Genomic DNA, 25,493 nt, shown 5'->3' with positions numbered 1-25,493 from the left:
GGGAGACGACCCGTGTCCGACGAACGGTCGGAGCATCAGGCAGGCAAGCAGGTGCAGACGCAGACGCAGACGCAGACGCAGGCGCGGACGGAACGGTACCCCTCCCTCACCGGGCTGCGGTTCCTCTGCGCACTCGCGGTGTTCTTCACCCACGCCTGGTACGTCGCGGGTGTCTTCCGCGACGACCGGACCGAGCAGGCTGTCAAGGCCGTCCTGCCCCTGGGCATGGTGGGCGTCTCGGTGTTCTTCGTGCTGAGCGGATTCGTGCTCACCTGGTCCGCCCGCGAAGCCGAGCCCGCCCGCGCGTTCTGGCGCCGCCGGGCCGCCAAGGTCTACCCCAACCACCTACTGGTGTGGGCGCTGCTCCTGGTGTTCGTCCTCGCGACCGGCTCCGCCGTCACGGGCGGGCCGGGCGGCGCCTTCCCCTGGCTGCCCGCGCTTGCCAGCCTGCCGCTCGTCCACGCGTGGCTGCCCGACCCCGGATTCACCGCGGGCCTGAACATCGTCACCTGGTCGCTGGCCGTCGAGGTGTTCTGCTACCTCCTCTTCCCCGTCCTCCTGCCCCGGCTGCGGAGGATCCGCCCGGAGCGGCTGTGGCCGGCCGCCGGGGCGGCGGTACTGGCGGTGTGGCTGGTGGCCCTGACCGCCTCGCTGTTCCACGGCGGCCGCACCGTCCCGGACGTCGGGGTCTCCCAGTGGCAGTTCTGGATCCCCTACTTCTTCCCGCTCGGCCGGCTGCCGGAGTTCGTCCTCGGCATGCTGCTGGCGCGGATCGTCCGCGCGGGCCGGGGGGTCGCGCCCGGCATGGCGCTGTCCGGGGTGGCGCTGCTGCTCGCCCTGGGGACGGCGCTGGCCACGCTGCCGTTCGCCTTCCTGCCGGCCGCCGCGACGATCGTGCCCGTGTGCGGCCTGATCCTCTCGGCCGCCGCCGCGGACCGCGACGGCCGGCGGTCCTGGCTGCGCCGCCCGGCGCTGGTCCGCCTCGGCGAGGCGTCGTTCGCCTTCTACGTGGTGCACTGGCCGGTCGTCATGATCACCCACTGGGCGCTGGGCGGCGGCCGCTGGTCCACGCCCGCCGCGATGGCCGCGACCGCGCTGTTCCTCGCCCTGGCCCTCCTCGCGGCCCGCCTGCTCCACCGCTACGTCGAACTCCCCGCGATGCGCCGCTTCGCCCGCCCGCGCGGACCGGCTCCGTCGAACCCGCCCCCACCCCCCGAAGAGGCACGCCGCGCAGCGGTCCCGGTGCCCGGAAGAACAGGGAGCTGACGCATGAACAGCAGCACAGGATTCGCCGCCCCGGTCCCGGCGGCCGCGCCCGCACTGCCGCGCGCCGACCGGGTGCGCGCCTTCGTCCGGCTGGGCAGACCCAAGTTCCTGGTCCAGAGCATGATGGTGGTCGGCCTCGGGGTCAGCATGTCGGTGCACGACGGCCACGCCTTCCGGCCCGGCTGGTTCGTCCTCACCATGCTCTTCGCCTGGTGCACGCACCTGATGACGCACTACTGCAACGAGTACTTCGACCTCGACGCCGACCGGGCCAACGCCTCGCCGACCTCCTGGACCGGCGGCAGCCGGGTGCTGGTGAGCGGCCTGCTGCGCCCGGTGGTCAGCCTCTCCACGGCCTTCGTGCTGCTCTTCGTCTCCATCGTCCTGATCGCCGTCATGCCGACGACGGCCACCCGGCTCATGGCCGCCGCGATCGTCACCCTCTCCTGGTTCTACACGGCCCCGCCGCTGCGGCTGAACTACCACGCCCTGGGCGAGCTGGCCTGCGCGCTGGTGCTGTACGGGCTGGGGCCGCTGCTCGCCTGCACGCTCCAGTCCGGCTCGGTGACCCGGGCGGACCTCGTCTACGCCGGCGTGGTCTGCGCGCTGCAGTTCCTCCGGATGTCCGTGATGAACCTCGCCGACATCGAAGGCGACCGGCAGACCGGCAAGCACACCCTCGCGGTCAACCTCGGCGCTCCGGCCCTGATCCGGCTCTTCGTCGGCGGCCAGGTCGTCGTCCTCGCCGGGATGCCGACGCTCTGGGCACTGGACGTCGTCCCGCCGGCCGGCGCGGTCGCCGTCGTCGTGACCTCGCCGGTCGCGGTCTGGGTCTCCCACCGGCTGCTCACCGGCGCCCTGCGGGTGCCCGCGAAGGCGAACGCCGTGACCTTCTGGGCCTCCATGCACATGCCGCTCACCGCCTGCGCGATCACGCTCGGCCTGCTGGCCGGCGCGATGGACACCGACCGCGGCGTGCCCGGCGGCTGGCTGGCCGTCTACGGGGTGACGCTCGCGTCCTTCCTGGTGTGGCTGACCGGAGCCGTCCGCGGCAACGTCCTCCGCCGCCCCGCCTGACCGGCCCCACCTCCGAGGAACCACGCCCACCACCAAGCCGACCACCGCGACAGGAGAAAGGGTCCGCCATGACGACGATCGCGCACACTCCGACCCCGCACACGTTGGCCGCGCTCACCACGAGACGAGCCCGGGCACTCACCGAACCACTGCTGCGCGAGGCGGTCTCCCGGCTGGAACCCTGGATGGCCCTGATCAGCTCCTACCACCTCGGCTGGTGCCGGGCCGACGGCTCACCGGCCGAGTCCGACTCGGGCAAGGCCGTCCGGCCCGCACTCGCGCTCCTGGCCGCGGAGGCCGTCGGAGCGCCGGCGGAGGCCGCGCTGCCCGGCGCGGCCGCGGTCGAACTGGTCCACAACTTCAGCCTGATCCACGACGACATCATGGACGGCGACGAGGAGCGCCGGCGCCGTCCGACGGCCTGGAAGGAGTACGGCGTCCCGGGGGCGATCCTGGCGGGCGACGCGTTACAGGTCCTCGCGTTCGACGTGCTGCTGGCCGGGGGAGGACCGCTCGGCCAGGTCGCCGCCGGCCATCTCACGCTGGCACTGCGCGAGCTGGTGGACGGCCAGGCCCGGGACATCCAGTTCGCCGCCCGCCCGTGGTCCGGCCCCGGGACGGTCACCGTGGCCGAGTACCGGGCCATGGCGATGGGCAAGACCGGCGCCCTGCTGGCCGGCGCGAGCGCGATCGGCGCGGTGCTCGGCGGGGCCGACGAGCCGCTGGCCCGCACCCTGGCCGAGGCGGGGGGACAGCTGGGGCTGGCCTTCCAGTGCGTCGACGACATCCTGGGGATCTGGGGCGACCCGGCCGTCACCGGCAAGCCCGTGCGCGGTGATCTGCGCGAACGCAAGAAGAGCCTGCCCGTGATCGCGGCGCTGGCCGCCTCCGAATCCGCCGCCGACCAGCTGGCGGACCTGCTGGCCGATCGTCAGTCGGTGGGCGACGAGGGCGCTGCCGAGGGCGGCTCCGAGACGGCGCTGCTGAAGGCCGCCGACCTGATCGAGGAGTGCGGCGGCCGACGGGCCTGCGAACGCGAGGCCGAACTGGCCCTGGCCCGGGCGCACGACCTCCTCGACCTGGTGCCGATGCCCGCCGAGGTCCGGGCGCAGTACACCGCACTCGCCGACTCCTGCGTCGCCCGCGTGACCTGACGCGCCGGCCCGTCACCCCCACCGGAGTCCGGCCACCCCACCACCCCCGCGGAGCGTAGATGTCCCTCCAGCCGAACCAGCACACCCACGACGGCTTCGACCGGCAGGCCCGGCTCGAAGGCGCGGTCACGGCGAGCACCGGCCTGCTGCTCACCACCCAGCTGCCCACGGGCTCCTGGACCAACCCCCGCCCCGCCGCGATCTCCGGCACCGCGGCCGCCGCCCTCGCCCTGCACCTCGCGGGCACCGGCACGGACCACGCGCTGGCCGCACGCGGCTGCACCTGGCTGCTGCGCGTCCGCAACCCCGACCACGGCTGGGGCACCCTGGAGGGCTCCCCGTCCGACGTCGTGGCCACCTGCATGGCGGCGGCCGCGCTCCGCCTGGTGCCGCCACACGACCCGGACGACGCGGGCCGGGCCGCCGACGCCGTGTCCGGTGCGCTCCGCTGGCTCGGTGCGGCGGGCGGCGTCGAGGCCGTCGAGGACGACACCGTGCGGCAACTGTGCTCCCTGGTGCTGGCCCTGGCCGGCCTCGGCGGCGCCGCGCGACTGCGCCGCGTCCCGGTCGAGATCGTGCTCCTGCCCGCGCCGCTGCGCCGCAAGGTGCTGTCCTACCTGTCGCCCCCCTTCATCGCCCTGGCCCTGCTGCAGTCACGCCTCGGCGCTCCGGGCCCGCTCGCGCGCGGCGCGCTCGCCGCCGCGCGCCCGGCGGCGATCCGGCTGCTGGGCGAGGTGCAGCGGCAGGAGGGCAACGTCGGCTCGTACGGCGGCGACCCCTGGCTCACCGGCCTGGTCGTCACGGCCCTGGCCGGCCCCGACCCTGACCGGGTCCGGCCGGAACCGGGGCTGGTCGCCGCCGGGCTCCGGTACCTGCGCGACACCGTCCAGCCCGACGGTTCCTGGTGCATGATCCACGGCATGGAGACCGCCCGGGTCGAGGTCACCGGCCCGGCCTTCGCCGCCGCGGCCCTGGGCGCGGCCGGCTTCGCCGACGACCCCCGGCTCGCACGGACCAGGGACTGGCTGGCCGACTGCCAGCAGAAGAGGCCCTCCCCCCTCTACGACTGCCCGCCCGGCGGCTGGACCTGGTCCGGGACCAAGGGCTGGCCGAACGTCCTCGACTCGCTCGCCGTCCTCGAGGTGCTGCTGCAGGGCGACCGCGACGCCCCCGCGCTGCGCCGCGGCCTGGACTGGCTGCTCGCGCGGCAGGACCGGCGCGGCTCCTGGAGCACCTTCGTCCGCAACACCCTGGTCCCGCTGGACGGCCCCTGCCCGTACATCACCGCGAAGGCGCTGCTCGTCCTGCTCGACGGCGGCCTGCCCGCCGACGACCCCCGGCTGGCCCGAGGACTGCGGTGGCTGCTGCGCCGACAGCGCCCGGACGGCGGCTTCCAGGCACTGTGGCACCGGGGCGTCGTCCCGGCCACCGCCGCCGTGCTCCGGCTGCTGGCCAGGCTCGACCGGGCCGCGAGCCCGGCCGCCCGGCGCGCCCTCGACCGGCTGCGCGCCGCGCAGCTCCCGGACGGCTCCTGGTCCACCGGCGATCCGGGGGAACCCGGCACGGTGGACGAGACCGGCCGCGCGGTCCTCGCGCTGGCGGCCTGCGGGGAGCGCGCCCCGGCGCTGCGCGGCGCCGACTGGCTGCTGGAGCACCAGCGGCCGGACGGCAGCTGGCAGCCCGGCCAGACCTGCGTCTACATCCGCGACCACGTGCACTACAGCGACTTCCTGATGGCCCAGGGGCTGGCCCTCTCCGCCCTGGCGGCCTGCGCGCGCGAGGGGGGCCCGCGATGAGCACGGAACCGGGCAGCGGGCCGGACAGCGAGCCGGGCAGCGGGCCGGGCAGCGGGCCGCACACCTGGGACGCGATCGTCTGCGGTGCCGGCGTGGCCGGGCTCGCCACGGCCCGCGCGCTCGACCTCGCCGGGCTGCGCGTGCTCCTGCTGGAGAAGCGGCGGGTGCCCGCGCCGGTCGCCAAGGGCGAAGTGCTGCAACCGAGTTCGGTGCGGATCCTGCGCGACTGGGGCGTGCTGCCGATGCTGCTGCGGCGCGGCGCCGTCCCGCTCGGACAGCTGATGATCCGCGACGCGCACGGCCGGCGCCTGATGCTCTTCGACTACCGGACGATCCCCGGCGACGACCGTCAGCTGTACTCGCTCGACTACCCCGAGATCCTGGCGGCCCTGCGGGAGTCACTGGGGGAGGGCGTCGAGTCCTGGCCGGGCGCCCTGGTCGAGGAGCCGATCCGGGACGGGGGACGGGTGTCGGGCGTGCGCGTCTCCTGGCGCGGCCGCACCCGGGAGCTGGCCGCACCGCTGGTGGTGGCCGCCGACGGACGCTCGTCGAGGCTCCGCCGGTCGGCCGGCATCGAGACGACGTCCACCGAGTACCCGCACCGGCTGCTGTCGTTCGACATCGACGTCGAAGGCGTCCCGGCCGCGGCACCCGAGGTGACGACCTATCTCACCGGCCAGGGCCTGCGGCTGGCCTACCCGCTGCCCGGCCGGCGGATGCGGCTCTACGCCCAGGTGTCCCCGGACGCGCTGCGCGGCGCGGGCCGCGAGCACCTGGAGCGGTGGTGCCGCGAACTGCTCGACGGGACACCCGCCCTGCGGCCGCTCGAAGAACGGCTGGAGGGCAGCCTCGGGAGCAGGCAACTGCTCAACCTGTGGCGGTTCACCGCCTCGGTGCTGGCCGTGCCCGGCCTCGCCCTGGTCGGCGAGGCGGCGCACTGCGTCCACCCGATGGCGGCCCAGGGCATGAACACCGCGATCGCCGATGCCGAGGCCCTGGCCCGGTGCCTCGCCGACCGGGGCTTCGCTGACCGGGGCTTCGCCGCCCGCCCGTCCGCGACCGCCGCTGACCGGGCGCTGGAGGCGTACCAGGCGGAACGTTCCGCCTGGGTCCGGCACATGGACCGGATGAGCCACGACGCGACCCGGATGATCACCCAGCTGTCCCGGCCCGGCCAGGCGATCGGACGCCGGGTGCTGCGCCGGATGGACGGCAACCCGCGGCTGCGCTACCAGGCCACCTACAACATGGCGGGGCTCGGGATCCGGCCGTTCACCGCGCTCGACCGGCTGCACCAGCTGGGCCTGCCGGATCCGCGGGCCCGGCGCGTACCCGACTGGGCGTGACCGTGGCACCGACCGATCAGAAGAGGACGGGCCGACGAATGGACTCACGCTCGGACCGGGGGATGGACCGGGGGACGGACCGGGGAAAGGACCTCCGCCGCGCCGTCGTCCTCGGCGCGGGCTTCGCGGGCATGCTCACCGCCTCGGTGCTCGCCCGCCACGCGGCGGAGGTCGTCGTGGTCGACCGGGACCGGCTCCCCGCCGGCCCGCTGGCCAGGCCCGGCCTGCCCCAGGCTCACCACGGGCACCTGCTGATGGCCTCGGGCGCGGAGAGCCTGGAGGCCCTGCTGCCCGGATTCACCGACTCCCTCACTGCCGCCGGCGCCCGCCGCCTCGCCCTGCCCGGCGACCTGCTGTCGCTCGGTCCGCACGGCTGGCTGCCGCGGATCCGCGAGGCCTCCCACGGCTGGTGCCTCAGCCGCGACCTGCTGGACTGGATCGTGCGCGAGCGGGTCCTCGCCGATCCCGCCGTCCGGCTCGAACCGGGCGTCCACGCCGAGGGACTGTGCGGCGACGCCCGGCGGGTCACCGGCGTCCGCCTGCGCGGCGACGAGTGGCCGGACGGGCACGAGCTCGCCGCGGACCTGGTGGTCGACGCCACCGGACGCGGCTCGCGCGCACCGCGCTGGCTGGCCGGGCTGGGCCTGCCCGAGGTCGCGGAGGAACGCGTCGACTGCGGACTGGTCTACGCCACCCTGCTGGTCCGCCCGCCCGACCGCGCCGCCGGCTTCCCCTCCGTCTCGATCCAGACCGGCCCGGGCGCCGGGCCCGGGCGGGCGGGGGTGATCTTCCCGATCGAGGGCGGCCGCTGGCTGGTCACCCTCTCCGGCACCCGTGGCGTGGAACTCCCGCGCGATGAGCCGGAGTTCCACGCCTACGCCCGAGCCCTGCCGCACCCCCTGATCGCTGACCTGCTGTCGGCCTGCCGCCCCCTCGACCGGGTACGCCGCTACGGCAACACCGCCGACCGCCGCCGCCGCTACGACCGCTGCCGCCGGTGGCCGGACGGCTTCGCGGTCGTGGGCGACGCCGTCGCGCACACCAACCCCGCGTACGGGCACGGCCTGTCCGTCGCGGCGGGCGGCGTCCTGGCCCTCGCCCGGACCCTCGAACGCCACGGGCCGGACCGCGCGGGCGTCACCGGCGACATCCAACGGGCCGTCCACCGCGGCACACGGGCCGCCTGGAGCCTCGCCACCGCCCAGGACATCCACTACCCGGACGTCGTCGGCGCCCACCCGACCCGAGCCGACACGCTGCGAGCCCGCCTGGCCGACCGTCTCCAGGCGGCCGCCGCCCGCGCCGACGGAACGGGCGGCGACGCGGACGCCATCCTCGCCACCCTCATCCGCCTGGGCACCCTCAAAGCCCACCCCACTGCCCTCGCCCGCCCCGCCACCCTCCGCGCCCTCCTCCACCCCCCGACCCCAGCCCCCACCCCCGACCCCGCCCCACCCCTCACCCCCACCGAACAATCCGCCCTCCCGCAAGCCCCCCACCACACCTCGCCCCACCCTTGACCCCGAACGCCCCCCGAACCGACGGCATCGCGTCAAACAGGCCGAGTCGACCGGGGCGGGTTGGCGGCATGGCCCTTTCCGGTCATTCTGCCGAATGCGCCTACCTTCGGGCGGGATGCGGTCCTATGGTGTTCCTCCATCGATCCGTTCGTGCACTTCAGGAGATGACATGAGCATGCAAAAGCGAGTCGCGGCGCTCGCCTTGGCCACGGCCATGGTCGGAGCGGGTTTCGTCGGCATCTCGGCGACATCGGCCTCCGCCACCACGACGGCGCTGAGCTGCGGCAACAAGCAGTTCTTCTCCGGGAGCGGCGGCCATGCGGGCGCGTCGATCAGGTGTACGGGCGGGGCCTTCGTCGCGAACGTGACGTGCTTCAAGCCGGGCTATGGCAGGTACCACCACTACGGCAACCGCGTCGAGAGCGGTGGCACCTCGGTCGTGTGGTGTGACCTGTACGCCACCGCGGAAGACGTGACGGGCCTGCCGTCCTGAACGCGCGTCATCGACCGGTGGCCTGGCGGTCGTGGACGTCCGCCAGGCCCCGCGCGCGCAGGTACGGCCGACCGCCTGTCCGGCCGCACCTGCACTTCACTTCGGTGGGCGCTGAGCGGCCCTCGTCGGGTCGCCGGCCGGTCAGGTCTCAGGAGCCTGACGGCATCAGCCGGGATCGGCCCAGGACGGGCCGGGTGGCGTCGGCCCGTGCTCGCGGGGATTGCTCCTGCGTCGGCGTACCCACCAGGCAGCCGGACGATTCGGCCCGGCACGCGCGCCCGGAGGACCGGCCCTTCGCCCAGGCGGGTGGCCGCGGCCGTGCGGTCGGGCGGGGGTGCCTGTCCGCCGGGCAGCCGCCCCGGGCTCCTGCCCCGCGCTCAGAGTGACATGCGGTCAGCCACGGGCCGGTCGGCCGGGTACACGGGAGGCACCTTCCGACACGGCGGCGGCGAGTCGGCACACCGCGTAGGCCGTCCTGGTGAGGTCGGCGGCGGCGTGGCGCAGTGCGGTGTCGAGGTCGCGGGGGCCCGGGCCGATGGGCAGGACGGCGGCGGCCCCGCGGTCGTAGAGGAGGTCGGCGTCGGGGCTGAGCGTGCCGCCGAGGACGACGCAGGGCACGGCGGCTTCCGCGCACGCGTCCACGACGCCGCGGGTGGTCTTTCCCGCGTCGGTGCCGGCGTCGACCTTGCCCTCCGCGGTGAGGCAGAGGTCCGCGCCGGCGAGTCGCTCGTCGAACCGGGTGAGCCGCTGGACGAGGCTCGCGCCCGGGACCAGTTCGGCGCCGAGGGCCAGCAGTGCCGCACCCAGCCCGCCGGCGGCACCGGCGCCCTCTTCGTCACCGGCTCCGAGCAGGAGCGGCGAGAGCCGCCGGAGACCGTTGTCCAGCAGCGTGACCGTGTCCGCTCGCGCGCCCTTCTGGGGGCCGAAGACGTGGGCGGCGCCGTCCGGTCCGAACAACGGGCTGGCCACGTCGGCCGCGACCAGGACGTCCACGCCGGCCAGGCGGCGGCGGGCGGGGGCGAGGTCGATCGCGTGGACGTGGGCGAGGTCGGCGCCGCTGCCGCTCAGTCGGTTGCCGTCCGCGTCGAGGACGTGGGCGCCGAGGGAGGCGAGCAGCCCGGTGCCGCCGTCCATGGTGGCGGTGCCGCCGAGGAAGACGACGATCCGCCGGGCGCCCTGCCGGACCGCCGCGAGCAGCGGGGCGGCCAGGCCGGCGCTGGAGGCGCGCAGCACGTCGGGTTCGGTGCTGCCGAGCGCGTCCCAGCCGATCGCCTCGGCCGCCTCGACGACGGCGGTCCTGTCGTCGATCCAGTCGATCCAGCTGACGGGGACCGTCAGGGGGCGGCCGAGCGCGTCGATGCTGTCCACGCTCATCGCCGTGCCGTCGAGGGCGGTCTGGACGGTGCGGCGGGAGCCCTCGCCGCCGTCGGCGAGCGGGTGTTCCACGGGTGTGCCGCCGGCCGCCCGCACGCCTGCGGCGAGGGCGGCGGCAGCCTGGGCCGCGTCGAGCGAGCCGCGCAGCTTGTCGGGGGCGCAGACAACGTACATGGTGGTTCCCTGGGAATGTGTGGCGGTCCGGGAGGGCCGGGGGTGTGGGTGACGGGTGGTCTGCCCGTTCGGGATCGGCGGGGCCGGCGCCGGATCTTCGGGACGCCCGACCGCTGACCGACGACCGAGGTCGCCGCCGGTCGGGCGTCCGTTGGTGAGGTGGGCCGGTCAGACGGTCATCCAGCCCAGCACCGGCGTCGACTGCAGGTAGACGATCAGGGCGAACACGGCGAGCAGGCCGAGGCTCCAGCCGAGCACCCGGCGGAAGATGGTGCTCTCGCTGCCGGGCAGGCCGATCGCCGCGGCTGCGACGGCCAGGTTCTGCGGGGAGAGCATCTTGCCGAGCACACCGCCGCTGGAGTTGGCGGCGGCGAGCAGCACCGGGTCGAGTCCGGTCTGGTGCGCGGCGGTCACCTGGAGCACGCCGAACAGCGAGTTGGCCGAGGTGTCGGAGCCGGTGACGGCGACGCCGAGCCAGCCCACGATCGGGGAGAACAGGGCGAAGGCGGTGCCGGTCTGGGCGAGTGCGGTGCCCAGGCTGACGGTCTGCCCGGAGAGGTTCATGACCCAGGCGAGGGCGAGCACGGCGGTGACGGTGACCACCGTCCAGCGCAGCCGGTGGAGCGTCGCCCCGTACGCCTTCGCCGCGGTGCGCGGCCCGATCCGGTAGAGCGCCATGGTCAGCAGGCCCGCCAGGAACAGCACGGTGCCGCCGCCCTTGAGGTGTTCCAGCTTGAAGGTGACGGCCGAGGCGGGCGCGCCGGCGGGGGTCTCGACGTGCAGGCCGGGCCAGGTGAAGTGCAGGGTGCCGTTGGTGGTCAGCCAGTCCTTGACCGGGCCGACCTGGGTGAGGGCGAACAGCGCGCAGATGATCAGGTACGGGGCGAAGGCCATCAGGGCGCTGCCCCGCAGGGCGGGTTCGGCGCCGGTCCCGGCCGCGGTCCCGGCCGCGGGCTCGGTCGTGGCCGCGGTTGCGGCCTCGGTGGGCCCCGCGGGAGCGGCGGCCGGAGCCTGCCGGACGGTCGCGGGCTGCCAGACCCGCAGGAAGCCGACCACCGCGAGGAGGGTGGCGATCCCCGCGACGATGTCGGTGATCTCGACGCTGCCGAAGTTGGCGCAGAGGAACTGGGCGAGCCCGAAGACCACGCCGGCGACCACGGCGACCGGCCAGGTCTCCCGGACGCCGCGCCGCCCGTCGAGCAGCAGGACCAGGACGAGCGGGATGAACGCGGCGATCAGCGGGGTCTGCCGCCCGGCCATCGCGCCCAGGTCGTGCAGCGGCAGGCCGGTGACGCCGGCCAGGGTGGTCAGCGGGACTCCGAGGCTGCCGAAGGCCACCGGCGCGGTGTTGGCCACCAGGGCGACGGTCGCCGCCTTGACCGGGGCGATGCCCACCGCGACCAGCATCACCACGGTGATGGCCACCGGGGTGCCGAACCCGGCAAGCGCCTCGATCAGCGCGCCGAAGCAGAAGGCGATCAGGATCGCCTGGACGCGCTGGTCGGTCGAGACGCTGCCGAAGGAGCGCCGCAGGACGGCGAACCAGCCGGTGACCTCGGTCATCTTGTAGATCCACAGGGCGTTCAGCAGGATCCAGAGGATCGGGAACAGCCCGTAGAACCCGCCTTCGGCCGCGCCGGAGAGGGCTTGGCCCGCCGGCATGTCCCAGACGAGCACGGCCAGGGCGATCGCGAGGACCAGCGAGGCGACCGCCGCGAGGTGCGCCTTCACCCGGAAGACACCGAGCAGCACGAACAGGGTGAGCAGGGGCAGGGCCGCACAGAGCGCGGACCACAGCAGTGAGCCGGCCAGTGGATCGAGGACCTGGCGGTACATGGAACCTCCTGGAACGCGACGACCTTGTCGCGTGGAGCGTGAGGGTGGGGGAGTGGGGTTCCCAAAGTTGTAAGACAAGTATTCATAGCAGTCAAGAGTTCGCGTATGGTAACTTAGCGGAGCCGATCGACACCCTGGAGGCATGATGGCCACCCGCCCGCAGGCGACGTCCCTCATCGACGCGCTGGTCGGCGAGCTCCGCGAGCAACTGCTCGACGGGCGGCTCCCGGGCGGCACGGTCCTGGTGGAGACGGACATCGCGGGCCGGTACGAGGTGGCGCGGCCCACGGCCAAGGCGGCCATCGAGCGGCTCACCGGGGAAGGGCTGCTGCGGCGCGACGCGCACCGGAGCGCCCGGGTCCCGGTGTTCGACGCGGACGACGTCGCCGACCTCTACTACGTCAGGACCTGCGTCGAGCGCCAGGTCATACGGGAGCTGGCGCAGCGCAGGCTCGTCCCGCCGGCCGCCCGGGAGGCGCAGGCGCAGATCCGTCGGCTGGCGGAGGCGCAGGACTCGGCGCTCGCCTCGGTGGAGCCGGACGTCCGCTTCCACCGCTCGCTGGTCGACGCCCTGGAGAGCCCCCGGCTGAGCCGCTCGCACGCGTCGATCATGGCGGAGATGCGGCTGTGCATGGCCCAGGTGCAGACGTACAAGCTGCTCAGCGTCGCGGAGATCGCGGACGAGCACGACGCGATCCTCGCCGCGATCGCCGACGGTGACGCCGAGCGGGCGGACCGCGCGCTCGCCGTCCACCTGGACCGGGCGAGCGCGCGGCTGCGCGAGCGGATGGGCTGACCGGGGGAGTTCCGACCGACTGCCGCACCCGCCCCGAGTTCACGGCCCGGGTCTGTCGGCTCCTCGCCGAGGAGTTCGGCGTCGAACTGCGCGAGACCGACGACCACTTCCAGGTACAGAGCACGCTGGACGCGGCCGTGCACGCCGGCGGCGCGGCATCCGTACGACCGGCCGCGGCCCGGCCGCGGTGGAACGCGGTCTGATGATGGCCACCGCGCTGGCGCCCGAGGTCGGTCACGCCGCCGCCGCCGACATCGCCCGGGAAGCCCGGGAAAGCGGGCGGACCGTCCGTGAGGTCGCCCGGTAGCGCACCGGCCTCGGCGAGGAACGGCTCACCGAACTGCTCGACCCGCGCGGGTCAACGGTCGCTGAGCGGATCCCGTCGCCCCCCACCGGGTCTCGCCCGACCCGTTGGGGGCGACCTCGCGGCAAGCCCGTCGACCGGCTCACCGGGCTCCGGCTGGTGGGCCGGTTCATGAGTGAACCGGGTCGGTCCCGGCACGCGGGACCTACCCGGTTCAGGTCCGGCGCCGGGTCAGTTGACGTTGACCGCGGTCCAGGTGGCGGCGACGGCGTTGTACTCGGCGCTGTTCGCGCCGTACAGGTCCGAGGCCGCGCTGAGGGTGCCCGCACGGGCCCCCGCGTAGTCGGTGGTGGACGTGAAGTACGTGGTCAGCGCCTTGTACCAGATCTGCGCGGCCTTGTCCCGGCCGATGCCGGCCAGCGTCGAGTTGTCGTACGTCGGGCTGTTGTAGCTGAACCCGTTGATCGTCTTCGCGCCGCTGCCCTCGGCGAGCAGGTAGAAGAAGTGGTTCGCCACACCGGACGAGAAGTGGACGTCCAGGTTGCCGACCTCGGCCGACCAGTAGTCGGCCGAGTTGCCGTCCTGGCTCGGCTGATCCATGTAGCGCAGCGGCTTGCCGTTGCCGAAGATGTTGATGAGCTCGCCGACCTGGTAGTTCGGCGGGTTGGAGGGCAGGTTGGCGTACCACTCCACCATGGTGCCCATGATGTCGGAGGTGGCCTCGTTGAGGCCGCCGGACTCGCCCTCGTAGTTGAGGTTGGCCGTCGCGGAGGTGACGCCGTGGGTCATCTCGTGGCCGGCCACGTCGATCTCGGTCAGCGGGGCGTTGTTCTTCTCGCCGTCGCCGTAGGACATGCAGAAGCAGTCGTCGTCCCAGTACGCGTTGGCGTAGTTGGTGCCGTAGTGCACTCGGCTGAGGGCGCCGACGCCGTCGTTCCTGATGCCGCTGCGGTTGAAGGTGTTCTTGTAGAAGTCCCAGGTGGTGGCGGCACCGAACTGGGCGTCCACGGCGGCGGATTCGCGGTTGTGGTTGGTGCCGTCGCCGAACCGGTTGCTGGTGTTGGCGAACAACGAGCCGTTGCCCGAGGTCCCGCCGCGCATGTCGGTGGTGGACTGGCCGCCGCGGCCGGTGTCCTTGAGCTCGAACTGCGAGCCGTTCTGGTTGGTGTCGAGCGGGACCTGGCCGACGAAGACGCCCTTGCCGGTGCCGGTCGCGGTCTGCACCCTCTCGTGGGTGGAGAGCACCGCGCCGGTCGCCGCGTCGGTGACCATCACCTGGCGGCTCGGGGTGCCGTCGGCGCGCACGCCCTCGACGGTGGTCCGGTACGCCAGTCGCGGGGCGCCGTCGGTGGCCCAGACCACCAGCTGGGCCGTCCCGGTCCGGTGGACGCCGGCGATCGGGGACCGGTCGGCGTCGACGGTGATGCCGACGGTGGCCTTGACCGCGCCGGCGGCTTGGTCGGCGGCCTGGTCGGCGGGGATCTTCGGGGTCAGGCCGGGCAGCGCGATCCGGGCGGCGACGGCCTTGTCCACCGACTTCACGGCGCCGTCGGACTTCTGGTGGACGACCAGGTCGCCGCCGATCACCGGCAGGCCGGCGTAGGTGCGCTCGAAGCGCAGGTGCTTGGTGCCGTCCTTGTCCACCACGGCGTCCTTGGCCACCAGCTTCTCCTGGCCGCCGAGGCCGAGCGCCTTGGCGAGCGGGGTGGACTGGCCGTTGGCCACGGCGACGGCGGCGGCGTGCTGCGAGGCGGCCTGCGCCTGCGGCGACGGAGCCGCGGGGGCGGCCTGGGCGGCGGTGGTGGCCACCTGGATGACACCGGTCAGCATGGCGGTGGCCGAGAGTACGGCGACAGCCGCGAGCTTTCGCTTCACGTACGAGTCCTTCCGGGAAACCGCGCGTCGGCGCGGTCGCACCGCGTTCCGTGGGCCTGGTCGGCACCTGAGGGGGCGGAACGGGCACTGACGTGCTGAGACCCCGTGCAGTCGAGCGGCTCGCCGCCAAGGGGTGGGGGTGGGGCGGGGCCGCCGGGGATGGACAGAAGCATGACAATCAAGTTCACGAAATGACAGGTACTGCTCAATAATGGCCAGGTCTCGCCAGCTTGCAGACCCCGTCAGGCGGCAGTGATATCAGGGCAATTCGGCTCACGGTCTGACGGGCTGTGGGCCCGGGCAATGGCAGGCTGCCTGCATCGATGTCCGAACGATCGCGCCCCCGGGGGCGAGGCGGTCGGCGCGGCCCGGCGGTCGATCGACTTCTACGTGCGTGTAGAGGATTCCGTTTGCCCCTGCGCGCCCGGGTGGCGAGGATCCGCCAGCGAGCTCCCCTTGCCCGTTCGATCGGACATCAACTAGAGCGGGCCCCGGGTCTGATTTTGCAGGGCGGGCGTGTGTCGTCGGTGAGGTGAGCGCCGCCAGGGGAAGCCGGGAGCAGGAGGGGAAGAGAACAGCGCTGCACGGCCATTGGCATCCGCTCGACGAACGTGCTCTGCTTCACCGCGGCGAACGGCGCCCCTCGGTTCCTGTCCGAGGAAAGCCCCGAATCCTGCCGCCCCCACCCTGTCGCGTTCAGCCCGGCGAGGAAGAAGTCAGCTGTCCGGCAGGCGACTTGCCGCCGCGGCCTTCGGCTCGACGCCGGCCGCGGGGACGCTGGCTACCACCGCCGCGTCCGCCGCCCTCCCGCAACGCCCGTCGGCTTGGGTCGAGGTCGAGACCGGACAGACCTTCGCCGACGCCTGGACCGAGGCGGATCAGGAGCGCTGTCGCCAACTCCTTCTCGGCCTCAAAGCCCGCCTCTACATGACACCCACCATCGAAGGCTAGGGCCTGTGTGATGTTGTGATCAGTTGGGTGGTCGTACGAGGTCGTCTATCCAGATCATCGAGGCGCGGAGGTGGAGGCCTGCGAGGTAGCTCTCGGGCTTCTTGTCGAACCGGGTGGCGATACCCCGCCAGGCCTTCAGTCTGTTGATCAGGCGTTCGACGGTGTTCCGCTCCTTGTAGAGGTCGGTGTCGTGGTCGACGGGTCGGCCACCCCTGCTGCCCTTCCGTTTCCGGCTGGCGGCTTGGTCCCTCTTCTCCGGGATGACGGCCTTGATGCCGCGTTTGCGCAGGTAGGCGCGGTTGGCGCGGGACGAGTAGGCCTTGTCTGCGGCGACCGCGCCGGGCCGGGTGCGGGGCCGGCCGACGGGCAGGCGCACGCGCACCTCGGCGAGGACGGGGACGAACTGCGGGCTGTCTCCGGCCTGCCCGGCGGTCAGGACGAGCGCCAGCGGGCGGCACCGACGGTCGGCGGCGAGGTGGACCTTGCTGGTCAGCCCGCCCCGTGACCTGCCGAGTAGGGCCTGCTTCAAGCGGAGCTTGCGTCGCCGTCGGATGCGTCCGCGCTCGTCCGGTCCGTTCTGTTCCGGTGGCTCGCCCCCTTTTGTCGGGACGTCTCCTGCTCGCGCGCGGCCTCCTCCAGGGCCTGCATGAGGTCCTCGTCGACGAGCATCCCGGCGGCGTCGTGGTGGGCCCGGACGGTCGTGGAGTCGACGCTGACCAGCGACAGGTCCGTCTTCCCCTCGCGGGCGGCCCCGGCGATCAGGCCTTCGAGCAGGGCACTGAACACGCCGGCGTCCCGCCAGACCCGGAACCGCCCGAAGACCGTGGACCAGGGGCCGAACTCCTCGGGCATCTCCCGCCACTGGGCGCTGGAGCGGAACCGCCAGATCAAGCCCTCGAACTGGTCACGAAGCCGTTCGGGGTAGGGCCCGAACCTGCCGATCGGCAGATAGGGCTCGATCAAACTCCACTGCTCGTCGGTGAGTTGCCTGCGCGTCACGTCAAATAGTCCTATCGGGTTCTGCCTCGGAGTAGGGGTAGAACCCGAATATTGATCGCAACATCACACAGGCCCTAGTACCTGCCTGCCGAACTCGAAGCGCGCGTCGGGCAGCTGGAACGTGCTGGATGCTCGGCGTAGTTCGCGAGGCGGACGAGCAACTGACGGCCGTCCATCGACGGGCTCGACGAGCCGCTTCCGCGTGGGGGAGCGGCTTCGGCGCTAGCCTCTGCCCTCGGCTGCAGGTAGCAACAAGTCGAAGGTAGGCAATATGTTGGTCGAGCATCGAGCACTGTAGTTATCGAAGAGTCGGCCACGATCAAGACCGGATCTGCCGAATCATCCAACTGAGGAGTCCTGGGCCGGCAGGATGGCCGGACCGGTAGTTGATGCCGGTGCTGGACGAGGAGCGTGTGTGGGACCGCATGTGATCAACGATCGCTTCCTGCTGGTGGGAGACAGCGCGCGCAGCGGCGGTCTGTCGGAGGTTCGGAAGGCCGTCGACACGGCAAATAGCGACAGTGACAGGTAGTTCGCGGCGTTCAAGTTACTCAAGCGGCGCGACGACGAAATTATCAAGGTCTTCCTGGAGCGAGAGACCGCCGCGCTCAAAGCTGTCGAGCACCCTCATATCGTGCGAATGCTGGAGTCTGGCTGGGACAGCTCGGTATCCAATAATCGGATGATCAAAGCCAGACTGGAGCCGCTATACAACGCGATCAGGTCCGCGCGATCAGCGTTTTCGAGCACCCCGACCTGCTGGACGAAGCTCTCACCCAGGCTCGACAACGCATCCTGATCATCTCCTCCTGGATCAAGAGCGCCATCATCACCACCGACTTCCTCAGCAACCTCGAGAGCCGGCTCAAGCGCGGCACCACCGTCCACATCGCCTACGGCTACCAAGAGAACGACACCAAGACCGACCCTGCGGCCGTCCACAAGCTCGAGAACCTAGCCCACCGCTACCCTGCCAAGCTCACAGTCGCCCGCCTGAAGTCCACTCACGCGAAGATCCTCGTCTTCGACGACATCTGGATCGCCACAAGCTTCAATTGGCTCTCCTTCCGTGGCGACCCCGACCGCACCTACCGCATGGAAGAGGGGACCCTCGTCAGCAACAGACAAGCCGCCGACGATCAGTACCGTCGCTACATCGAGCTGATCGATCAGGAACGCCGCTAGGAGGCAGTGGTACCCGTCTGAGGTCAGGCGCTGGTTGGGCGCAATGTCAGGCAAGTCAGTCGCGCTGGCCGGGGAAGCTGCCAACCCGTTACTGTCCGAGGCCTCGGTATGCGAGCGGTTGGTAGCCGCCAATATCGTGGCCGGGCGACCGCGCGTCGACACCCCGCTGAGCTGCGGCTATCGTGAAGGAGAGAGGCCAAGGACGTAATAGTGCGCGCCTCGGGGTGGATCGGAGCGATCCCAGGAGGGCGTCATGAAGAGCCTGCACGCGCTGTGGTGCCTGCGCAGGATGAACGCCGCTCGGGACTCCACGGAACCGGACGTGGCGGCGGATAAAGCTGCTGCGGACAAGGCCGCCGAAGAGGCGGCCGAGCAGGAGCGGGTGAAGCTGGCCTACAAGGTGGCCATGGACCTGTTCGCCGCCCAGGACCGCACGGTCGGGAACCTTCGTACGAGGGCGACCGGGATCTTCGCGACCGCGGCCTTCGTAGTCACGTTCTCGTCATCCGTGCACCTGGTCGGGAAGGACAGCGCGGTCGAGTTCCCGCTCTGGGCGGCCATCTCCTTGTTGTGCGTCGTACTGGTGCAGGGATTCTTCGTCATGATGGTGCTCTGGCCGAGGACCTTTACGTTCGGTCACAGCGTGCTCGGTGTGCTGGACCCGCGGTCGGGCGCGGCGAACGATCCTCCCGTGGATCGGGAGCTGGTGCTGCAGCTGGTGGAGACCCTGAAGAAGAATAAGGAGCAGATCAAAGAGCTGGCCGCGTACTACCGATGTGCCGTCCTCTTGCTGCTGGCCGAGGTCTCCCTCGTCCTCGCGGCGGTGATCTCCCAATTGTGACTGTCCGTGATTGGAGCGGGAAATGCCACGTCCGCATGGGAACGGTGACGAGCACGAGTGGCCCACGGTCGTCTACCGGGGCGACGAGCACGGGCGACAGATTCTGGGCTTGGACCTACCCGAGGGTGTCGACGCCGCGGCGGTGGGCGATATCCTGACCCGCCACGGCATTGGATACTTGAACGTCGCGGACCTTCCCGGTGAGAAACCGGCCGCGCAGGTGGAGCTGATCGTTGGCGGTGATGTGGCGGACCAGGCCGTGGTGGCGCTGCGGGCCGACCTCGGGGGCGGCGCGGCTACCTCCGGCTGAGACGCGGACTCGAAGGAGCGCGGAGGACAAGCGATGGAGCGCGACTCCCTGTTATTGGAGATCTCGGGCCACGAAGGCCGCTACTCGGTCCGGGCGCAGGCGGGACGCGTTGGCGGTGCGCTGGTCGACGGCGTCCCGCTGGATGTTGTGGATCTCCGGAGGACGACAGGCCTGCTGATGATGGGTGCTGAGCAACCCCCGCGAGCGCGGGGCCGACGCACCGGCTGCGCGCGCACCTCGGAGCCGCCGGGAGCAACCCCCGCGAGCGCGGGGCCGACTGCGCGCCGAACGCGAAAACGAGGACGCCCGGGAGCACCCCCCCGCGAGCGCGGGGCCGACACGGGGAAGGAGTCGCAGCCGCCGATGAAGTAGGAGCAACCCCCGCGAGCGCGGGGCCGACGTCTGTCCCACCATGGCGCGCAGGTCGCCGGTGGAGCAACCCCCGCGAGCGCGGGGCCGACCCGGAGTAGCCCGTGGCCGGCATGAATCTCCCGGAGCAACCCCCGCGAGCGCGGGGCTGACCCTCAACCTGCCTGGTTGGATTTCCAACCACGAGAGCAACCCCCGCGAGCGCGGGGCGGACGCAGAGCGGGCCGAACGAGGGTACGCGGCCACGGAACAGCCCCCGCGAGCGCGGGGCCGACCTCACCGGCCTGGCCGTGGTCGCGGGCGCCACGGAACAACCCCCGCGAGCGCGGGGCCGAGCTGTCGTTTCAGAGGTTGCGGGTCACGTCGACGGAGCAACCCCCGCGAGCGCGGGGCCGAGGCCAGCTGGATATCGTCGCCCCGGACCCGGAGGAACAACCCCCGCGAGCGCGGGGCCGATTCTCCGGTGCAGGGACTCGGTTACCAGGCATCGGAGCAACCCCCGCGAGCGCGGGGCCGAGCGCTCGGCGGCCGTGCGGGCCGCCTTCTTGGCGGAACAACCCCCGCGAGCGAGGGGTCGAGTGTCCGAGGGCGGCCCGGCCGGGCGTCGAGGTGGAACAACCCCCGCGAGCGCGGGGCCGACTGGGCGTCCGCCTGGGCCTACCGGCGTTCGCAGGAGCAACCCCCGCGAGCGCGGGGCCGACAGCAGGCCGTCCAGCGCGGACGCGAAGCAGGCGGAGCAACCTCCGCGAGCGCGGGGCCGACCGGCGACCGCTGACCCGTGGCGAGCCTCGCTCGGAGCAACCCCCGCGAGCGTGGGGCCGACGCGTGCGCGCTGGAGGTCAAGACCCGCTCCGCGGAGCAACCCCCGCGAGCGCGGGGCCGACCAGGATGTCCCGGACCGCCTTGCCGAACCCGTCGAGCAATCCCCGCGAGCGCGGGGCCGACGACGCCCCGAGGAGGTAGCTCAGCGCCGCCACGGAGCAATCCCCGCGAGCGCGGGGCCGACCTCTCCACTGATCATCCACAGGTAGGCGGAGAGGGAGCAACCCCCGCGAGCGCGGGGCCGACGGCGGGCCCGAGCTCTACCTCCCGATCCACGGGGAGCGACCCCCGCGAGCGCGGGGCCGACGAGGCCGCGGCCGGCGGCAGGCACCTGAAGGCAGAGCAACCCCTGCGAGTGCGGGGCCGACGCCAAGGCCGACCGCAAGGCCGCCCGCAGCAAGGAGCAACCCCCGCGAGCGCGGGGCCGACAACAGCACAAGGTGACGGCCGCGGAGGCCGGCCGAACAACCCCCGCGAGCGCGGGGCCGACCCTTGGACACCCGCTAGCCGGTGGTCCCCGCGGGAGCAACCTCCGCGAGCGCGGGGCCGACGCACGACGTCCGCCCACTCACCATCCGTCAGGGGAGCAACCCCCGCGAGCGCGGGGCCGACACCATGCCGTTCATCGCGGTCGTCCTCGACGAGGAGCAACCCCCGCGAGCGCGGGGCCGACGAGCTGGACGCGACGAAAGCCCGCGAGTACCGGGAGCAACCCCCGCGAGCGCGGGGCCGACGTCTGCCACGACGGGCGGCCGGCCGTGATGCGGGAGCAACCCCCGCGAGCGCGGGGCCGACGTGTCGCCCGTCTCCCACCCGACCAAGTCGCGGGAGCAACCCCCGCGAGCGCGGGGCCGACCGTCCCGGGACTGCGCAATAGCGGGAATGGCTGGAGCAACCCCCGCGAGCGCGGGGCCGACAGGACGAGGGGACCTGACGTGAACATCCACCAGGAGCAACCCCCGCGAGCGCGGGGCCGACCGAGGACCTGGCCGCCGGCCGGCGGGCCGCAGGGAGCAACCCCCGCGAGCGCGGGGCCGACCACGTACCAGGTGTGGGTGCCGGACCCGCCGGTGGAGCAACCCCCGCGAGCGCAGGGCCGACGGCAGGGTCAGGTCCCCCGCCGAGCCGCGCTGGGAGCAACCCCCGCGAGCGCGGGGTCGATGCCCCGTCGGGTAGTGCGAATGTGGCTTCGCGCGAGCAACCCCCGCGAGCGCGGGGTCGATGGCGCCGTGATCGGCCTCGGCGCCATGACCGTGGAGCAACCCCCGCGAGCGCGGGGTCGATGGCGCCGTGATCGGCCTCGGCGCCATGACCGTGGAGCAACCCCCGCGAGCGCGGGGTCGATCTGAGAGGGAGAGGCCTCGGGGAGCGTCCTGGAGAGCAACCCCCGCGAGCGCGGGGTCGATCGCAGTCCGGCGGCGAGCGCCTGGTCCTCCTGGGAGCAACCCCCGCGAGCGCGGGGTCGATCACCACGGAACCGGCACCGGCCCCCAGCCGGCGGAGCAACCCCCGCGAGCGCGGGGTCGATCGGAAGGTGCCCAAGGGCGTGTCGTCCGGATCGGAGCAACCCCCGCGAGCGCGGGGTCGATGAGCAGCCGGCGGCCTCGGCGAGGACCTGGAGGGAGCAACCCCCGCGAGCGCGGGGTCGATAGTCCCGCGAGGAACGTTCCGTCGTCCACCCGGGAGCAACCCCCGCGAGCGCGGGGTCGATCTCGTTGGTGCCGGTGGGGTGGAGGGAGATCAAGAGCAACCCCCGCGAGCGCGGGGTCGATTCGACGGCGCCCGGGCTCCAGTCCGGCACCGTGGAGCAACCCCCGCGAGCGCGGGGTCGATGCTGGACATCAGGTGTCTCCTTCGGTCAAAGGGGAGCAACCCCCGCGAGCGCGGGGTCGATACTTGGTGACCTGCGGCGATTCTCCTCAGTGGGCTCCGATTGATTCAGTTCGATTCGGTGGACGGTCTGTTGAGGAGCTCATGCGTTGTCGCCGTCTCTTGTTCTGTCCGGGTGGATTGTCAGTGTCGGGCTCTACGCTCCGCAGCGTACTCGTACGTGGAGGTCGGGACGATGGTCGAGGATCGCTGGCGGTGGTATCCACCGGAGGTCAGGGGCTGGCTCGGTGCGTTGTGGGGCAAGTCGGCGGGGCGGGCCGGGGGGACGGTGAATCTCCTGCTGTCGCACATGCTGGACACCGCCGCGGTTGCCGAGCTGGTCTGGGACCGGTACCTGCCGCAGGTGACGCGGTGGCGTCTGGACGCTCTGGCGGGGGGTGCGGGGAAGGGGCGGCGTCTGTTCGCGTGGTTGTGCGGGATCCATGACCTGGGCAAGGCCACGCCGGTGTTCCAGCACCTGGACGCGGAAGGGGCGGCCGCGGTCCGGCAGGCGGGGCTCGCCTGGGACAAGTACGCGGTGAAGGGGGCGTCCTGGCGGCACGACAAGGCCGGTGCCCGGGTGCTGAGGGCGCTGCTCGCCGAGGCGAAGTGGTGTGAGGACCAGGTCGGTTGGGTCTGGCCGCTGGTCGCCGGCCACCACGGTCTGATCCCTACGGAAGGGGACCTGAAGCCGCCCAAGAAGAACGAGAAGCTGCAGGGCCACGATCGGTCGTGGAAGCTCGCGCAGCTGGCCCTGGCGGAGGTGTTCTCGCGGGAGGTCGGCTACGAGGGTGAGTCGCCGCTGGCCGCGGTTGAGCCCGCTCTGGTGCCGAGTCGCGCGATGCAGCTTCAGCTGTCCGGCTTCGTGGTGATGGCGGACTGGATCGCCAGCGACGAGCGGCACTTCACCGGCGTGTCGGATCTGTCGAAGGTGACGATGCCCCAGGCGCGCCGGCGGGCTTCGGCGGCATGGTCGAGGCTCGGACTGCGCGGTGGCTGGGGCACGTTGGCGGTGCCCGGGCCGGAGACGTTCCGGGACCGTTTCGGGCACGGAACGAGGCCTTCGCAGGAGTTGGTCCTCGACGTGGTGCGCCGGATGGGCGGGCCGGGGCTGGTGATCGTCGAGGCGCCGATGGGGGAGGGGAAGACGAAGGCAGCGCTCGCGGCGGCCGAGCTGATGGCGGCCCGTCACGGCGCGGACGGGGTGTTCCTGGGCATGCCGACCCAGGCGACCGCGGACCCGATGTTCACCCAGCTGCGTTCGTGGCTGCACGAGGTCGAGGACGGCCTGGAGGACCAGGTCGCGCTGCTGCACGGCAAGCGGATGTTCAACAAGGAGTGGCGCGCCCTGCTGGAGGGCGCGGGGGAGTGGGGGCAGGGCGCGGACGACCCGTTCACCTCGGTGGGGGAGGACGAGTTCGGCATGGCGGCCGACTGCTTCGACGGCTGCGAGGGCGGTGGGCGCAGGGCTCCCGCCGAGTGGTTCCTCGGTCGGCGCCGTGGTCTGCTCAGCCCGTTCGCGGTCGGCACGATCGACCAGCTCCTGTATGCCGCGACCCGCACCAGGCACGTGATGCTGCGGGTGGCCGGCCTGGCCGGCAAGGTCGTGATCCTGGACGAGGTCCACGCCGCCGACGTCTACATGTCTCAGTTCCTGCTGGAGGGATTGTGGTGGCTCGGGCAGGCTGGAGTGCCGGTGGTGCTGCTGTCGGCGACCCTGCCGCCCGAGCAGCGGCACCGTCTGGTCGCCGCCTACGTGGCCGGTTCGCAGTCGGCGCAGGACCCGGCGGCGCTGGAGCTTCCTGAGCCGCAGGGCTATCCGAGCGTGACGGCCGTCTGGCCGGGCCGGGACGGGCGGCCGGAGCTGCTGGTCGAGAGTGCCCAGTCGTGGCGTGACGACCTCCAGGTCCGGGTCGAGGTGCTCGACGAGCCGCCGGCGCCGACCGGCCAGGAAGGGCGGCAGGACGACACGGCCACGGCCGATACGGCCGTGGCCGACTGCCTCAAGGAGCGCCTGGCCGACGGCGGATGCGCCCTGGTCATCCGCAACACCGTCGCCCGCGCCCAGTCCACCTTCGAAGCCCTCCAAAAGGAGTTCGGCCCCGACGTCCGCCTCCTGCACGGCCGCCTGCACGCCGGCCACCGGGCGGACCGCACACAGGAGGTGCTGAAGCTCCTCGGACCGCCCGGCCAGGGACACAAGCGCCCCGACCGGCTGATCGTCGTCGCCACCCAGCTCGCCGAGCAGTCCTTCGACGTCGATGCCGACCTGCTGATCACCGACCTCGCCCCGGTCGACCTGCTCCTCCAGCGCATCGGCCGCCTCCACCGCCACGACGGCGTGAAACGCCCCCACCGGCTGTCCCGGCCCACCGTGGTCGTCACCGGCCTCCACCTCCACGACGACCAGGCACCGCACATCCTGGGCGCCTCCGAGAAGATCTACGGCCGCTACCTGCTCCTGCGCACGGCCGCCGAGATCAAGCGGGTGACCAAGGACGGCGGGGACACGTGGCGCATCCCCCGTCAGGTGCCGGACCTGGTGGCCCGCGTGTACGGCACCGGCCCCGTCGTCCCGGACACATGGGCTGAGGCCGAGACGCAGGCCCGGCAGGACTGGGACAAAAGGCAGGCCAAGCGCCGCGAGAACGCCTCCCAGTACCTGCTCACTCGCGCCGGGGAGCAGGGCGAACCGACCCTGGCCGGACTGCACCGCGGCGCCCACGGCAAGCTGACCGAGGGACAGTTCGAGGCACTCGTCCGTGACGGCGAACGGAGCGCGGAGGTTGTGCTTGTACGCCGCACCGAGGACGGCTGCCACGCGATGACGGGCCGCAGGCTCGGGCCTAACGGCGTGGTCGCCACAGAACTGCTGGACGACGTCCTCGCGGGAACGGTGCGCCTCCCCGCCAAACTGACAGCGGCAGCCGAGCAGGCGCTCGGCCCGCTGGCGGGCTGGCGCGACCACCCCTGGCTGCGCTACAGCCTGGCCCTCGAACTCGACGAGGACGGCGAAGCGACCCTCGGAGACTTCCGGCTGCGCTACGACGACGACCTCGGCCTCGTGGTGAGCGGGGGACCCCGGTACGGATGACGGTGAGGTGGTGGGCCGGGCGATTGCCGGGCCCACCACCCA

General features: G+C 72.7%; 16 protein-coding genes, 1 pseudogene and 1 CRISPR repeat array. Of the genes and pseudogenes, 13 read left to right on the top strand and 4 right to left on the bottom strand.

Going from position 1 to position 25,493, the window contains the following annotated elements:
• Positions 1-12: 12 nt before the first annotated feature.
• From AB0N76_RS26730 to AB0N76_RS26700, 7 genes are all read left to right on the top strand, one after another.
• The gene (locus tag AB0N76_RS26730; protein WP_363561136.1) at positions 13-1,266 is read left to right on the top strand and encodes an acyltransferase; all 1,254 of its coding nucleotides are present in this window, start codon (positions 13-15) and stop codon (positions 1,264-1,266) included.
• 3 nt (positions 1,267-1,269) lie between these two features.
• Entirely contained in the window at positions 1,270-2,343 is a 1,074-nt protein-coding gene (locus AB0N76_RS26725; protein ID WP_363561134.1) for a prenyltransferase, read from the top strand.
• A 68-nt stretch (positions 2,344-2,411) separates the two neighbouring features.
• Positions 2,412-3,497, top strand: coding sequence for a polyprenyl synthetase family protein (locus tag AB0N76_RS26720; RefSeq protein ID WP_363561132.1), 1,086 nt, complete (start codon positions 2,412-2,414; stop codon positions 3,495-3,497).
• Positions 3,498-3,556: 59 nt separating this feature from the next.
• Entirely contained in the window at positions 3,557-5,293 is a 1,737-nt protein-coding gene (locus tag AB0N76_RS26715; protein WP_363561130.1) for a prenyltransferase/squalene oxidase repeat-containing protein, read from the top strand.
• Positions 5,290-6,639 (top strand): NAD(P)/FAD-dependent oxidoreductase, encoded by a 1,350-nt coding sequence (locus AB0N76_RS26710; RefSeq protein WP_363561128.1) that lies wholly within the window; start codon positions 5,290-5,292, stop codon positions 6,637-6,639. Before AB0N76_RS26715 ends, AB0N76_RS26710 begins: the two co-directional genes overlap by 4 nt.
• Before the next feature lie 38 nt (positions 6,640-6,677).
• Positions 6,678-8,159: a pyridine nucleotide-disulfide oxidoreductase gene (locus AB0N76_RS26705; RefSeq protein ID WP_363561126.1), complete on the top strand. Its 1,482-nt coding sequence runs from the start codon at positions 6,678-6,680 to the stop codon at positions 8,157-8,159.
• Positions 8,160-8,328: 169 nt separating this feature from the next.
• Positions 8,329-8,652 carry a hypothetical protein gene (locus AB0N76_RS26700; protein WP_363561124.1) on the top strand — a complete coding sequence of 108 codons (324 nt, stop codon included), beginning with the start codon at positions 8,329-8,331 and terminating at the stop codon, positions 8,650-8,652.
• 393 nt (positions 8,653-9,045) lie between these two features.
• Here the strand turns inward: AB0N76_RS26700 and AB0N76_RS26695 are convergent, their stop codons facing one another.
• Together AB0N76_RS26695 and AB0N76_RS26690 are read right to left on the bottom strand one after the other, a co-directional pair.
• Entirely contained in the window at positions 9,046-10,200 is a 1,155-nt protein-coding gene (locus AB0N76_RS26695) for a glycerate kinase (RefSeq protein WP_363561122.1), read from the bottom strand.
• A gap of 168 nt (positions 10,201-10,368) precedes the next feature.
• Positions 10,369-12,036 carry an L-lactate permease gene (locus AB0N76_RS26690; RefSeq protein ID WP_363561120.1) on the bottom strand — a complete coding sequence of 556 codons (1,668 nt, stop codon included), beginning with the start codon at positions 12,034-12,036 and terminating at the stop codon, positions 10,369-10,371.
• A gap of 142 nt (positions 12,037-12,178) precedes the next feature.
• Here AB0N76_RS26690 and AB0N76_RS26685 point away from each other — a divergent pair, with 142 nt between their 5' ends.
• Together AB0N76_RS26685 and AB0N76_RS26680 are read left to right on the top strand one after the other, a co-directional pair.
• Positions 12,179-12,832, top strand: a complete 654-nt coding sequence (locus AB0N76_RS26685) for a GntR family transcriptional regulator (protein WP_363561118.1) — start codon at positions 12,179-12,181, stop codon at positions 12,830-12,832.
• 202 nt (positions 12,833-13,034) lie between these two features.
• A complete protein-coding gene (locus AB0N76_RS26680; RefSeq protein WP_363561116.1) occupies positions 13,035-13,139 on the top strand; it encodes a hypothetical protein in 105 nt (34 codons plus the stop codon).
• Positions 13,140-13,367: 228 nt separating this feature from the next.
• Here AB0N76_RS26680 and AB0N76_RS26675 read toward each other — a convergent pair whose 3' ends face one another.
• Positions 13,368-15,011, bottom strand: coding sequence for a M4 family metallopeptidase (locus AB0N76_RS26675; protein WP_363561114.1), 1,644 nt, complete (start codon positions 15,009-15,011; stop codon positions 13,368-13,370).
• A gap of 970 nt (positions 15,012-15,981) precedes the next feature.
• Positions 15,982-16,961 (bottom strand): annotated as a pseudogene (locus tag AB0N76_RS26670) (IS5 family transposase).
• Between the two features lie 708 nt (positions 16,962-17,669).
• On the opposite strand from AB0N76_RS26670, the gene AB0N76_RS26665 reads away from it, so the two are divergent.
• The 4 genes from AB0N76_RS26665 to cas3 all read left to right on the top strand — a co-directional run bounded on the left by AB0N76_RS26665 (position 17,670) and on the right by cas3 (position 25,451).
• The gene (locus tag AB0N76_RS26665; protein ID WP_363561142.1) at positions 17,670-18,146 is read left to right on the top strand and encodes a phospholipase D-like domain-containing protein; all 477 of its coding nucleotides are present in this window, start codon (positions 17,670-17,672) and stop codon (positions 18,144-18,146) included.
• A gap of 253 nt (positions 18,147-18,399) precedes the next feature.
• Positions 18,400-18,987, top strand: a complete 588-nt coding sequence (locus AB0N76_RS26660) for a hypothetical protein (RefSeq protein ID WP_363561112.1) — start codon at positions 18,400-18,402, stop codon at positions 18,985-18,987.
• 109 nt (positions 18,988-19,096) lie between these two features.
• Positions 19,097-19,297 (top strand): hypothetical protein, encoded by a 201-nt coding sequence (locus AB0N76_RS26655; RefSeq protein ID WP_363561110.1) that lies wholly within the window; start codon positions 19,097-19,099, stop codon positions 19,295-19,297.
• Positions 19,298-19,485: 188 nt separating this feature from the next.
• A CRISPR array of direct repeats spans positions 19,486-22,381; the repeat unit is 27 nt; unit sequence GAGCAACCCCCGCGAGCGCGGGGTCGA.
• A gap of 172 nt (positions 22,382-22,553) precedes the next feature.
• Positions 22,554-25,451 carry a CRISPR-associated helicase Cas3' gene (cas3, locus tag AB0N76_RS26650; protein ID WP_363561108.1) on the top strand — a complete coding sequence of 966 codons (2,898 nt, stop codon included), beginning with the start codon at positions 22,554-22,556 and terminating at the stop codon, positions 25,449-25,451.
• Positions 25,452-25,493 lie beyond the last annotated feature (42 nt).

The sequence above is a fragment of the Kitasatospora sp. NPDC093806 genome (assembly GCF_040683335.1).
Classification (GTDB): Bacteria; Actinomycetota; Actinomycetes; order Streptomycetales; family Streptomycetaceae; genus Kitasatospora.
The sequence above is the reverse complement of the archived record's forward strand: the minus strand, read 5'-3'. Positions and strand labels throughout refer to the sequence as shown.